General features: G+C 35.6%; 13 protein-coding genes. 5 read left to right on the top strand and 8 right to left on the bottom strand.

Annotation, left to right across the window (positions count from 1 at the left end; genetic code table 11):
- Window positions 1–44: 44 nt before the first annotated feature.
- From ubiH to ACE1OF_RS17760, 3 genes are all read right to left on the bottom strand, one after another.
- Window positions 45–1,304 (bottom strand): 2-octaprenyl-6-methoxyphenyl hydroxylase, encoded by a 1,260-nt coding sequence (ubiH, locus tag ACE1OF_RS17770; RefSeq protein WP_448896106.1) that lies wholly within the window; start codon window positions 1,302–1,304, stop codon window positions 45–47.
- A 4-nt stretch (window positions 1,305–1,308) separates the two neighbouring features.
- On the bottom strand, window positions 1,309–2,661 hold the full coding sequence (pepP, locus tag ACE1OF_RS17765; protein ID WP_448896105.1) for a Xaa-Pro aminopeptidase: 1,353 nt from the start codon (window positions 2,659–2,661) through the stop codon (window positions 1,309–1,311).
- Between the two features lie 61 nt (window positions 2,662–2,722).
- Complete coding sequence (locus ACE1OF_RS17760; RefSeq protein WP_448896103.1) at window positions 2,723–3,328, bottom strand: UPF0149 family protein; 606 nt, start codon at window positions 3,326–3,328, stop codon at window positions 2,723–2,725.
- A 203-nt stretch (window positions 3,329–3,531) separates the two neighbouring features.
- Here ACE1OF_RS17760 and ACE1OF_RS17755 point away from each other — a divergent pair, with 203 nt between their 5' ends.
- Window positions 3,532–3,840: a cell division protein ZapA gene (locus ACE1OF_RS17755; RefSeq protein ID WP_448896102.1), complete on the top strand. Its 309-nt coding sequence runs from the start codon at window positions 3,532–3,534 to the stop codon at window positions 3,838–3,840.
- Here ACE1OF_RS17755 and ACE1OF_RS17750 read toward each other — a convergent pair.
- Window positions 3,837–4,733, bottom strand: coding sequence for a LysR family transcriptional regulator (locus ACE1OF_RS17750; RefSeq protein WP_448896101.1), 897 nt, complete (start codon window positions 4,731–4,733; stop codon window positions 3,837–3,839). The two genes, ACE1OF_RS17755 and ACE1OF_RS17750, sit on opposite strands and share 4 nt — an antisense overlap.
- 154 nt (window positions 4,734–4,887) lie before the next feature.
- On the opposite strand from ACE1OF_RS17750, the gene ACE1OF_RS17745 reads away from it, so the two are divergent.
- Window positions 4,888–5,466: a cytochrome b gene (locus ACE1OF_RS17745; protein WP_448896099.1), complete on the top strand. Its 579-nt coding sequence runs from the start codon at window positions 4,888–4,890 to the stop codon at window positions 5,464–5,466.
- Window positions 5,447–6,031 carry a YceI family protein gene (locus ACE1OF_RS17740; RefSeq protein WP_448896098.1) on the top strand — a complete coding sequence of 195 codons (585 nt, stop codon included), beginning with the start codon at window positions 5,447–5,449 and terminating at the stop codon, window positions 6,029–6,031. The genes ACE1OF_RS17745 and ACE1OF_RS17740 overlap by 20 nt, the downstream gene beginning before the upstream one ends.
- A gap of 85 nt (window positions 6,032–6,116) precedes the next feature.
- On the opposite strand, the gene ACE1OF_RS17735 is transcribed toward ACE1OF_RS17740, so the two are convergent.
- The 3 genes from ACE1OF_RS17735 to ACE1OF_RS17725 are packed head-to-tail and all read right to left on the bottom strand — an operon-like array spanning window position 6,117 to window position 7,041.
- Entirely contained in the window at window positions 6,117–6,506 is a 390-nt protein-coding gene (locus ACE1OF_RS17735; RefSeq protein WP_448896097.1) for a TM2 domain-containing protein, read from the bottom strand.
- Window positions 6,507–6,519: 13 nt separating this feature from the next.
- Entirely contained in the window at window positions 6,520–6,798 is a 279-nt protein-coding gene (gene yidD, locus ACE1OF_RS17730) for a membrane protein insertion efficiency factor YidD (protein WP_448896096.1), read from the bottom strand.
- Window positions 6,799–6,819: 21 nt separating this feature from the next.
- The gene (locus ACE1OF_RS17725) at window positions 6,820–7,041 is read right to left on the bottom strand and encodes a DUF4177 domain-containing protein (RefSeq protein WP_448896094.1); all 222 of its coding nucleotides are present in this window, start codon (window positions 7,039–7,041) and stop codon (window positions 6,820–6,822) included.
- Between the two features lie 215 nt (window positions 7,042–7,256).
- On the opposite strand from ACE1OF_RS17725, the gene ACE1OF_RS17720 reads away from it, so the two are divergent.
- The gene (locus ACE1OF_RS17720; RefSeq protein WP_448896093.1) at window positions 7,257–7,988 is read left to right on the top strand and encodes a YebC/PmpR family DNA-binding transcriptional regulator; all 732 of its coding nucleotides are present in this window, start codon (window positions 7,257–7,259) and stop codon (window positions 7,986–7,988) included.
- 8 nt (window positions 7,989–7,996) lie between these two features.
- Here ACE1OF_RS17720 and ACE1OF_RS17715 read toward each other — a convergent pair whose 3' ends face one another.
- The gene (locus ACE1OF_RS17715; protein WP_448896091.1) at window positions 7,997–9,742 is read right to left on the bottom strand and encodes an RluA family pseudouridine synthase; all 1,746 of its coding nucleotides are present in this window, start codon (window positions 9,740–9,742) and stop codon (window positions 7,997–7,999) included.
- A gap of 125 nt (window positions 9,743–9,867) precedes the next feature.
- Between ACE1OF_RS17715 and ACE1OF_RS17710 the strand changes: the two genes are divergently transcribed.
- A complete protein-coding gene (locus ACE1OF_RS17710; RefSeq protein ID WP_448896090.1) occupies window positions 9,868–12,162 on the top strand; it encodes a peptidase U32 family protein in 2,295 nt (764 codons plus the stop codon).
- Window positions 12,163–12,345 lie beyond the last annotated feature (183 nt).

The raw sequence follows: 12,345 nt of genomic DNA, 5'->3' as shown, positions 1-12,345 counted from the left end.
ATCTACTTTTATATTTAACTGTTTTTATTTAGCTATTTATTTACTTAGTAACCCATTAATTTTGTAACGAGTATTTTTTTCAAGGGGGTTACATAGTTCATCACTTTTAAACCAATATTTCTACCTGCCACTAACGGAGGAAAATCATTGGCAAATAAAGTAACGAGCGAATCGGTAAGGTTTATAACTTGATTTTGATCCTGCTGACGTTTTTGCCCATATTCATTCAGTAAAGCAAAACTTCCTATATCATTCTCGTTAACCAACGCTTGCTCAATTTGCTTAGCCATTTGCTGTACATCTCTCAAGCCTAAATTAAACCCCTGGCCAGCAATAGGATGAATAGTGTGCGAAGCATTTCCAATAAGTGCCATTCGATGATAGGTTTGCTGTGCAGCTTGTACCAAAACTAATGGATAGACATCACGCTTGCCCACATAAGAGATAGCGCCAAGCCAACTACCAAAAGCTAACTCAAGTTGTTGCGAAAAGTCTTCATTGTTTAATGCCATTATTGCAACACTTTGCTCTGGTGTCATTGTCCAAACTAAAGCACAGCGATTTTCACCATTGGAATCAGCCCTCAACGTTGACAAAGGTAACATTGCTAAAGGGCCATACTCAGTAAACCGTTCATAGGCCTTATTGTTATGAGGTTTTTTAGTTGCAACATTTGCAATTAAGGCAACTTGTTGATAGTCGCTTTTGCTTGTATTAATACCAGCGAGTTGACGACAAGGCGAGTTTGCACCATCACATCCTAATAATAACTGTGTTGTTAAACCTTGTCCTGATCCAAGTTTAACTTCTACAGTGTCAATTTGATTAGGTCGCCAGTTAATATCGACTATTTTATCGGGGCTAAACCAATAAACATTACTTTTATTGGCTAATTCAGTCAATTGTGCTTGGCCAAGTAATGCCATGTCTATAACATGGCCTAGCGCTGAAACACCATAGTCTTGCGCTTCTATACGCGCTTTACCATAATGGCCTCTATCAGAAATATCTATTTTTTCTATCGCACACGCATCTTTTAATACATGCTGCCAAACGCCCATTTTATTTAAATAAGCAGCACTACCGTGTGACAAGGCCAAAACGCGATCATCAAACAAGGTATCAGGCTGATTATTCTCAGTGTTAGTTGCTGAGCTTACTGCAACATTTGTCGTTTCAACAATGGCAATTGATAATAGACTGCCATCTGGTTTTTTCAAATCAGCCAAGCTCAATGCCATTAAACTGCCAGAAAGACCACCGCCCGAAATGATAACATCAAATATATTAGGTTTATTTTTCATCACATTAGTTAGCCATCAAGGCTTCAATATCTGCTACAGTTTCAGGACAATACTGAGTTAAATTTTCACATCCAGTTTCAGTTACAACAATATTATCTTCTATACGAATGCCAATACCACGCCATTGAGGGTCTAAGTCAACATCATCAAGTGGCATATATAACCCCGGTTCTATGGTGAGTACCATGCCTGATACGAATGCACGACACTGTAATTTGTCTGCGCTAATTTCATAATCACCAACGTCATGAACATCTAATCCAAGCCAATGGCCTAAACCGTGAATAAAGTATTTTTTACAGGCTTTTTCTTCAATAAGTGTTGTTAAATCACCAGACAATATATTTAGTTCAGCTAAGCCTTGGGTTAAGCAAGCATTAGCAATGTCGTTAAGCTTTGCAAAACTAACCCCTGGTTTAATTGCTGAAATTACTTGTGACTTAGTCGCTAGTACCAATTGGTAAAGTGTTTTTTGTGCGGAAGTAAATTTACCATTAACAGGAAACGTGCGGGTTATATCTGCTGCATAACCAGACAATTCACCACCTGCATCAATCAACAGTAAATCGTTATCTTGTAGTTGTTCGTTATTATCAGTGTAATGTAAAATATTGGCGTTATCACCACCTGCAACAATTGTGGCATACGCAGGATAACGAGCACCATGACGGGTAAACTCGTGTAATATTTCATTTTCTATTTGATATTCAAATAAACCCGCTCGCGTTTTTTGCATCGCTCTTTTATGTGCTAAACATGAAATATAGTTAGCTTGCCTCATCAGTGCTATTTCATTGTCACTTTTTATTAATCGTTGTTCATTAATTAATGGTGCGGCATCCACTAATTGTGTTGGGGCTTTTACGCCTTGTCGCACATTTGCTCTAACTTGCGCCAGCAAATCAAAAACTTGTTCGGCAAGCTGTTGATCCTCAAAAGTAAAATAAACTTGTGTTAAATCATTTAAGTATTGAGGAAGTAAGTCAGTTTTTTCACCTAGGGTGAAACAATCATCAAACCCATATGTTTGACAAGCTTGCTCTTGCCCTACTCTGCGTCCGTGCCACACTTCTTGCAATTTGTCTTTTGGTAATGAAAATAAAATAGTTTGTTCAACATTATTACGCTTAAGCAGTACCAATAAAGCATCTGGTTCATTAAACCCTGTTAAGTAATAGAAGTTTTTATTTTGACAAAAAGAGAATTCAGTATCATTACTGCGTGTTATTTCATGGGCAGCAGAGAAAAGTGCCATTGAGTTATCAGCCATACTGGCAAAAAAATTGTCTCTATGTTGCTTAAAATCACTCATAGGTAAACGAGCTATGCCGGGTAATGCTTTATTTGGATGTTTCATATTATTTACTGCTTTTTTACTTATAATTTTACTCATGCCAATATTATTGCCATAACGGGAACTAATGAATAGTGCTATTAGCTGGGTTGTCGCCGCCCGACTTAGTCGGTAACGTTGCTAACTCACTAAAACACAATAAAGCTGAAATACGAACATATTCATTTATTTCAAAATACGCTTGTTCAGTTGACTCATCTTCTTCCATTTCATCTGACAAATTAGCAATTTCTGCAAAGTCGGTAATAACTTCTTTCACTTCTTCTGAAATTACAGGGCTATCTTTTTGTTGCAGGCCAAAACCTAAGTTAAAACCTTGAACCCACACACTTAATGCATGACCACGTTCAACAATAGAATCGTCATCATCGGGCAACATCAATTGAAAGCCATAGGCGTCATCTAAAATATCGGTCCAGAGTTCACTAAACATTTGTTTAACTGTTAACTTAACATTGCTAGGTAAACTGTCGCCACTATTAAACAAGTCATTTAACATAGAGAGATAACTAGTGTCTTCAAAAGGAAAACCAGCACAAATTAAGCCTGTTAATACACCATGAATTTCACTCGCATGTGCTTTAATATTTTCAGTTGTGATGATAGCTTGTGCGCTAGCAAAGTCTAATTGATTACTTTGCTTTGCGTCTTGATTAGAACGGTGAGACATAATGAATCGCTTTAATTAAAAAAACTAATGCCATATCCTAACATTTGAGCTCATAAAAGGCATGAGAAAAGTTGTCATTTACTTGCATCGCAATATCAGCGCAGTTATAGTGCAACTCTGCGGATAAAACTCGTACTTTCAAATGGAATGGAACTATATATGATTGGAAATTATACAAATTATATGCTCGGATATTATACAAAATGAATCAACGTACTGTTGAAATCAATGTGCTAGATCGCAAATTAAAAGTGGCTTGCCCTATTGGACAAGAAAGCGCTTTGTTAGGCGCTGCGGCCGAGTTAAGCGAGAGATTAACCAAAACCAATACGAGTAAGTCTATTTCTAGTCCTGATCAAGCTCTGTTAATGACGGCACTAAACCTAGCGAACGATTTATTGATAGCAAAAGAACAACTTAAATCGACACAAAAAGAAAATAAGCAAAAAATTGCTTTGCTACAGTCAACCATTGAACAAGCGTTAGCGCCCACTAATAAAAAACAAGCCTAATTGCTTTTGTTTTCAATTAATCCCATATTTTGCCAAAGCTTGCTTGCAACAGGACCAAGTAATCTAGATTTTAATTTAATGGCTTGATAGTTTAATGCTATTTGCGTATCAAAATCGTTTAACTGAACTGTAAGCAGTGTTTTAGCTTTCAGTTCGTCTTTTATCATATGGTCTGGTAAACGCCCCCAGCCCATTCCACTCATAATCAATGTTTTTTTAGTGTTAAAATCATTAACATACCAACAACGTTGTCCTGTTTGAACGCTATAATTTACCCCTTGGCTACTTTGTCCTGAGTCTTGCACCACTATTTGATATTCGTCTTTTAATTCTGTCACACTGGTTAATTGACTATGACGTTGTAAAAATTTGGGTGCTGCCACATTGTACAAATAACCTTGGTATAGCTTATTCGCTTCATACTTTCCTGAGTGTAATGCTAGGCTGTCAACTGCAGTTAATGCCAAGTCAGCTTGTTCTGACTTCACTGCTTCTAACGCACCATTTATATATTCTTGACTTAAAATAATTTGCGTATGAGGAAACTCATTTTGTGTTAATTCAAATACAGGAAGAATTCTTTTCAAGTCATAAGAGGCTTCAATTGCGATTGTAATGCTTGCTTCATTGCCATGTAATAAAAAAGAAGCCAGTTGTTTAATTTGCCCTGCTTCATTAAGTAGTTTCAGCGCATGTTGGTAAATTTGCTTACCGTTGTCTGTTAGTAGTAAACGATACCCTTGTCGACTAAACAATTGGAAACCCATTTGAATTTCTAGTTGTTTAATGCCCTGGCTAATAGCTGGTTGTGTTTTAAATAGTTTTTCACTCGCGGCTTTCAGGGTCCCTAATTCAGCCACCTTTACTAACATGTTTAATTGCTCTAATGTCATTGACTGAATCCATCTACTTTATATAACCACAAACAAGTTAAATATAAATTAACAAGATATAAAGAAAGCTTCAATATTAATTTATTTTTATTGCTGTAATATTGCCCATATCTATCTATAATAATTTTCATTCAACAAATTACGGAGTAATGTATTGAACAACACAAGCTCAAGTTATGGTTATGTTAGTATCTTTTTTCATTGGGTATCGGCACTCACCGTTTTTGGCTTATTTGGCCTAGGTTTTTACATGGTTGATTTGACTTATTATGATTCGTGGTACAAAACAGCCCCTGACTTACATAAAAGCATAGGCTTAATCTTCTTTGCTTTTATGCTACTGAGAGTTTTATGGCGAATTAAACAAGTAAAACCAGATCATTTAGCAAGCCATGGCGCGTTTGAAAAGAAAGCAGGCAAAGTAATACATGGTGTACTTTATCTATTAATCTTCATTATTATGTTAGCAGGCTATTTAATTTCAACCGCAGATGGTAGAGGTATTGAAGTATTTGAGATTATAACAGTACCCGCAATGGGATTTAGCATTGAGAATCAAGAAGATATAGCAGGTTTAGTACATGAATGGTTGGCCTACTTACTTATAGTGCTTGCTACATTACATGCTTTAGCAGCGCTAAAACATCATGTTATTGATAAAGATGATACCTTAAACAGAATGATTGGCAGAAGCCTTAAAACGGAGAACACAAATGAAAAAACAATTAACTAAATTGGCCTTAACATCGTTGCTTGGTGCAACTTTTTTATTACCAGTAGCTAATGCAGCAGACTATGTTATTGACACCAAAGGAGCCCATGCTTCAATTAACTTTAAAGTACAGCACTTAGGTTATAGCTGGTTAACTGGTCGTTTTGATAAATTCGGTGGCACATTTAGTTATGATGCTTCAAATATTGCAGCATCAAAAATTGAAGTTAGTATTGATACCACTAGCATAAACTCAAACCATGCAGAACGAGATAAACATCTTAAAGGTGATGATTTTCTTGATGTTAGTGCATTTAATACGGCCAAATTTGTTAGTACCTCAGTTACTGACAAAGGTGATGGTAAATTAGCTGTGGCTGGTACATTTACATTTCACGGTGTTAGTAAAGACATTGTTATTGATGCACAAACCATTGGTGAAGGTAAAGATCCATGGGGTGGTTATCGTGTTGGTTTTAGCGGCACTACAACAATAGCATTAACAGATTTTGCAATTAAGAATATTTTAGGTCCAGCTTCTAATGATGTGCAATTAAACCTTTATGTGGAAGGTATCAAGCAGTAATAAACACGGTGCAATCAATATGCTTTTTGGTTGCACCATTAATGTTAATTTCTCACCGTAAATACACAGCAAAACCTTACTTATTTTACTCAAATTGCCTTAGTAAATTTTTCATTAACTGATTGTTATAATGGGTTACAACATTTTCGCTATTGAAAAGCTGTGGTAATTCAATAAAAAAAACAAATAAAATAAGCGCTGCACCAAAGAGCGTATATACTGTAAAAATACAAAGTATTACTCCTGCCGCCATCAAGATTAAATTGATTACCCCTTTCTGCCACTTACCTAAATAAAAATGATGTAAACCCGCAATAAAAAACCAATTTAGTGCCGCATAGGTGTCTGGGTCTTTAATTTGTTGTAACTCTTGTGCGTAGTACAACCTTTTTTGTTCAACAGAAAGCGCCGCAATGCGCAATCTTAGCTCGTTTTCTTCTAAGCGGAGTGCTTCCTTGTTTCGGATGAGTTCCATTGTTCAAATCCTTTTATATTGTTTTATTCTCCGTTGTATCAGGTTTAGCTTGACAAAAAACCGGTACGGGATCATCTTTAATATTTACACAATCTCGATCATTACAACGTCTAATACGGTTAATGCCTAATTTAACACCTTTCACTACACCAAAATGTTCTATCGCTTGATAAGTATAATGCGAGCAAGTTGGTGTAAAGTTACATGATGTTGCAAAATGCCGCTCTGAGCCGCCCGTTTTTTGATAATATCGGATGGCTTTTAACAGCGCATTTTTAATTATATTTTTCACTCTTTGTTTTAGCTATTTTTATTAACTATTAGAACGGCCAAGCGTTAAAATAACCGCTTCTCTATTCCAAAATAACCAAAATCGTTTTTGCTCGATCACTTGAAACACAAGTTGCCAACCATCATTTGCTTCTTGATTCAATGTCGCTTCTAAACGTTTTAAAGGTAATCCACTCGATCCTAAGAAAATAGTACCGCAGCCACCTTCGGTTACATAGATAACTTTATATTCGTCAAATTTCATACATGACTTCCTTGATTTTGTAATTAATTTTTCATTCTATAAGATAAAATGTAAAAAAACGATAGATATTTCAAAAGCTATTTTTATTATCCATATCAACTTTTAAACAATTACTGCCCCATTCCTCTAGTCAACTACCTAGTGACACTGGTAGAATCTAGACCATTATTATTTTATGCAAATTTATGCAAAATGACAAAATGAGACAATGAACAATGGGAAGAGCTTATCAAAACCGAAAATTATCCATGGCAAAAACTGCTGGAGCCAAAACTAAAGTCTATTCAAAGTACGGTAAAGCCATTTACGTTTGTGCTAAAAATGGCGGGATAGACCCTGATGGTAACCTTGCTTTACGTGGTTTAATCGATCGTGCCAAAAAAGATCAGGTTCCTACACACGTAATTGATAATGCAATTAAAAAGGCATCAGGTACTGGTGGTGAAGATTTTGAAGAAGCACGTTATGAAGGCTTTGGCCCTGGTAACTGCATGGTGATTATTGATTGCTTAACCGATAATGGTAATCGCACAATTAAAGATGTTCGCCAATGTTTTACCAAAACTAATTCAAAAATTGGCTCTTCTGGCACAGTTTCACATATGTTTGATCACCAAGCGGTATTTGCATTTAAAGGTGAAGATGATGAAGCTGTTTTAGAAAACTTGATGATGGCTGACATTGATGTCACTGACGTTGAATTAGAAGATGGCATTATCACAGTATATGCTCCACATACTGAGTTTTTCAAAATAAAAACCGAATTTGCAAACTCAATGCCTGAATACGATTTAGAAGTTGAAGAAATAACGTGGGTTCCACAAACCTATATTGATATTGAAGGTGAAGAAGATCTTGCTAACTTTGAAAAATTCATTGCTATGCTAGATGATTGTGATGATGTGCAACACGTTTATCATAATGCTGAAATTAAAGAAGAATCTTAAGATTACCTTTAAAAATCTTCAGCTGTTTCAAATGTCATCACGACTTTGCTAACAGGGTGCTTCAGCGTTAACATTTGCGCATGTAAATGTAAACGCTGAGGTTTTTCATTGCTACTCAACTTATATATACCGTTACTATGTGTGCCACTGCCATATAAATCATCACCTAATATCGGTGTATTTAGCCCTTTAGAGTGAGCACAATGTACCCGTAATTGATGTGTTCTCCCTGTTTCAGGATATAAGTATAGTTTCGATTTTCCCGTTACAGTATTTATTATTTGCCATTGAGTTTTTGCCTGTTTGCCATGTTCAAAACACACTAATTGTCTTGGTCTATCTTCTAAATCACCTCTTAATGGTAGGTTAATTTCGCCTTGGATTGATATTTTATCAACTGTAATTTCAGTTTTACTCTCAATTTTTCTTTCAAGTTCTCTTTCAAGTAATGCCACATAGCGTTTTTTAATCGTTCGATTAATAAATTGCTGCTGAAGATTTTTTTGTGCCCTTTTAGTCAAGGCTAACACCATTACACCAGACGTAGACATATCTAAACGATGAACAATGAGAGAGCCTGTGGCCTGCGGAAATTGCTTTTTAATTCGTGAGTAAACTGAATCTTCAATATATTTACCTGGCACCGATAAGAACTCACTGGGCTTGTTAACAAGAACCATGTCATCATCTTGATAAATAATCTCTAAGGTTTTCCCTTCTGCTGGGTTAACTAACAAGGGGTTGTCATCTAATGTAATACCTTCAAGCATATGCGGTAAAATAATCTGACATTTACCTGAACAGGCGGCGTAAAAATTTTTATGTTGTCGTATTTCCGATTTAGGTGCACATCCCCACCAAAATTCAGCCATAGCCAAGGGTTTCAATTGATATTTAAAAGCATACTGCAACAATTTGGGTGCAGCGCAGTCGCCTGTTCCTGCTGGCGGTATAGAATGAGGCGCATTTTGAAATAACTCCATTAAATCTTTTTCTACACCTGCACTGTTCAATAAACGATACTGTTTGAATAGTTTTTTTTGCAGCCTAATTGAAAGCCGCTTACGAGTATTTTTAACGGCGTTAATTTCATCCATAATCACATTAAGTTGTTGCTCTATGTGGATGATTTTCTCATGCCAATAATATTTTAGATCTCGCAGCTGGTTTTTATCGTCAATACTTTCTTTGGCTAGCTGCTGAAGTTGCTGTGCTAACGCATCACCCGCTAATTCGTGGGTTAACTCGTTACGCTTGGCTTTTCTTACTTTACGATTTTTCGCCATAATATCGCGGTGTTGTTCAACTTGCTTGTCTTGCTGAGCAAGTAATTTTGTAAGTGTCAGTTCATATTCTGATATTTTGGTATTGGTAAGTAAGTGGTCTAATTCGTCATTTAATTTATTAATTATTTGACTTTGCTCATGAAAAAAATCAGCTTGTTCATCAAGATCAACCACTGGCGGCACAAAGTGTATGTCGGTTTCACTGGCAAGTTTCTTCCCAGAAAAAGCACTAAGATAGCCTATTGTTCCCTGTGTATTTTCTACCAAAAGAATACCAAACATTTTCCCACTTTGGTTTAACTCTGCTTTAAGGTGTTGATGTAACTCAAGTTGATATTGTAATTCTGTTGATGCTAATAAACATAATGGGTGAGGCTCATAACAAAAAGGGAAAGTAAAACGTTTAGGCAAAGAATAACTTTTTATACTGTGACTAAAAGGGGTAAAACAAATTGGCTGCGTTGTCATAAGGCTATTTAATGTTATTCACTAGCACTAAGCATTGTTTTAGCGCTATTCATTCGATGATTATACGGGTAAAATCCCTCCCTTTTAAGTTTTGCTCAATTAAATTTGTAAAAATAGGTTATAAAATGTCTTCTAAAATTGAATTATTAGCCCCAGGTGGCGATGTCGATGCTATTAAAGCGGCGATTATTGCAGGTGCCGATGCGGTTTATTGTGGCCTAGATACCTTTAATGCCCGAAACAGAGCGTCTAATATATATTTTGATGAATTAGTGGGGATTATTCGTTTAGCACATCAATATCAATGTAAAATATTTCTGACCTTAAATATTGTTATTTTAGAGCGAGAGTTTAAAACCTTAGCAAAATTATTAAGTAAGTTAGTCAATACCACATTAGATGGTGTGATCGTGCAAGATCTTGGACTGTTCAATTTAATTACCAAGCACTTTCCTACTTTAGATATTCACGCTTCAACACAACTCACTACACATAATGCTGGGCAAATTCCATTTTTGAAAAAACTAGGTGCTTCAAGAGTAAATCTTTCCAGAGAGTTAAATTTAAAAGAAATTAAAGCATTGGCAACCGTTGCTGAAAAAAACGACGTATTAGTTGAAGTATTTGTTCATGGTTCCTTATGTGTGGCTTTTTCTGGTTTATGTTATTCAACCTCTGCTAGTGTGGGTAATTCTGGTAACAGAGGACGTTGTAGCCAAGCCTGCCGAGAAGAATATGAAACCACAGAATCAGGCAATAACTTTCCGTTAAACATTAAAGATAATTCTGCTTTTTTTGATTTACCTGCATTAATCGACGCGGGTGTACATTCTTTTAAAATTGAAGGCCGAATAAAAGGGGCTAACTACGTACATACAGTTGTTGATAGCTTTCGTAAACAAATTGATGGTTTTTTATCAACGGGTGAATTAACTCAAGATGGCGAGCGACTTTACCAAGTATTCAATCGTGATTTTTCAAATGCCTTTTTACGTGGTGATTTAAACCAGTCAATGTTTATTGATAACCCCCGTGATAACTCAACCAAACATGCGATAGAAAAGAAAAATGCTATTTCTGTTGTTCAAATTCATGATGCTGAACAAGAGCTACACCAACAAAACAAGCAAATTAAAGCGACTGTATTTGATAAAATAAGCTGTTTAAGTATTGCAAAAACTCCATTAAACCTAACTTTTTCAGGTGAGCTTAATCAGCCATTAAGCATTTGTGCCAAAGTAATGACAATGGATAGCGAACAAGAATTTACGGTAAAATCGGTCAGTAAACTTGTCTCGAGTGATAAAGTCAGTATTGATAAACAAGTTATTGAGAAACGCTTTAAAAGCTTTGACAATAGTAGTTATAATTTAACTGGTATTAATACTGACAATTTAGTACAAGGGTTAAGCATTCCTTTTAAAGAATTAACGACATTGAAAAAACAATTAGCCATATTGTTAAATAATAATAAAGCCATATTACCTGAAGTAACCTTGCCCCCACTCAAGAGCTATCCTAAAACTGCTGACGTTTCATCAACAAGCATTAAACCTAAACTCTCATTATTAATTTGTGACGAAGCCGATATTAACTTAACCCAAATAACAAATGCTGATGTGTATTTTAAACTGCCTGATGCTTACAAACGTGGTTGCACAAAATATGTAAATTTTTTTAAGGAGAATCCAACATTAATCCCTTGGTTTCCTTCGGTGTTAATTGGTAAAGATTACGATGTTGCTTTAAATATTTTACGACAAGTAAAACCTAAAACCATTGTTACAAATAATACAGGGATTGCTTATGAAGCTTACTGTTTGGGTATAAAATGGATCGCTGGGCCTTTCTTAAATACAACGAACTCATATGCTTTGTTAGCAATGAAAGAAACATTTGACTGTGCGGGCGCCTTTATTTCAAATGAAATAAACCAACAACAAATGAGAACGATTGCCCGACCTAATAATTTTAAACTATTTTATAGTGTTTACCACCCTATTTTATTGATGACCAGCAGACAATGTTTCTTCCAACAAAGTGTTGGCTGTGAAAAACCTAGAATTGACAATGGTTGTATGTTGTCTTGCGATAAATCAACGAGCATTACTAACTTAAAAGGCGATAACTTTGCTATTGATAAACAAAAAGCAGGCTATCCTAGCATTTATAATCAAGATCAGTTTTTAAACACTGAGATCATCAAAGATCTTTCTGACTTATATGACGGCTTTATGATTGATTTAACCAATATTGGTGCTGGCGATAAAATATCACCTGATAAAGTGGCTTTAATAAAACAGTTTGAAAATTTGCTTAATCCAGAAATTAACGAAAATACGGATCATGAAAGTATAAACGCAACATTAAACCTAATGGTGCCTTCATCAACTAATGTTCAATATCATAATGGACTGTAGTTAATTGGTTAATACCAAGTTGATTAAGTTCTTTCCCACTCAGCGAGAATTAAAAGGCTTAAAGGCAAGGCATTGATTGAAGAGAATGGTCATTCCCTTGTCAAAATCAATAACGCCGCATATAAGCCTTTTAAACTCGCCCTTTGGGAGCTCATTAGCAAACTGATAACATCGCAAAATTGA

This window comes from Colwellia sp. E150_009, from assembly GCF_053543955.1.
The sequence above is the reverse complement of the archived record's forward strand: the minus strand, read 5'-3'. Positions and strand labels throughout refer to the sequence as shown.

Coding starts and splice junctions, on each gene's coding strand:
- ubiH (WP_448896106.1), bottom strand. CDS start 1,304: ATGAAAAATAAACCTAATATATTTGATGTTATCATTTCGGGCGGTGGT.
- pepP (WP_448896105.1), bottom strand. CDS start 2,661: ATGAAACATCCAAATAAAGCATTACCCGGCATAGCTCGTTTACCTATG.
- ACE1OF_RS17760 (WP_448896103.1), bottom strand. CDS start 3,328: ATGTCTCACCGTTCTAATCAAGACGCAAAGCAAAGTAATCAATTAGAC.
- ACE1OF_RS17755 (WP_448896102.1), top strand. CDS start 3,532: ATGAATCAACGTACTGTTGAAATCAATGTGCTAGATCGCAAATTAAAA.
- ACE1OF_RS17750 (WP_448896101.1), bottom strand. CDS start 4,733: ATGACATTAGAGCAATTAAACATGTTAGTAAAGGTGGCTGAATTAGGG.
- ACE1OF_RS17740 (WP_448896098.1), top strand. CDS start 5,447: ATGAAAAAACAATTAACTAAATTGGCCTTAACATCGTTGCTTGGTGCA.
- ACE1OF_RS17735 (WP_448896097.1), bottom strand. CDS start 6,506: ATGGAACTCATCCGAAACAAGGAAGCACTCCGCTTAGAAGAAAACGAG.
- ACE1OF_RS17725 (WP_448896094.1), bottom strand. CDS start 7,041: ATGAAATTTGACGAATATAAAGTTATCTATGTAACCGAAGGTGGCTGC.
- ACE1OF_RS17720 (WP_448896093.1), top strand. CDS start 7,257: ATGGGAAGAGCTTATCAAAACCGAAAATTATCCATGGCAAAAACTGCT.
- ACE1OF_RS17715 (WP_448896091.1), bottom strand. CDS start 9,742: ATGACAACGCAGCCAATTTGTTTTACCCCTTTTAGTCACAGTATAAAA.
- ACE1OF_RS17710 (WP_448896090.1), top strand. CDS start 9,868: ATGTCTTCTAAAATTGAATTATTAGCCCCAGGTGGCGATGTCGATGCT.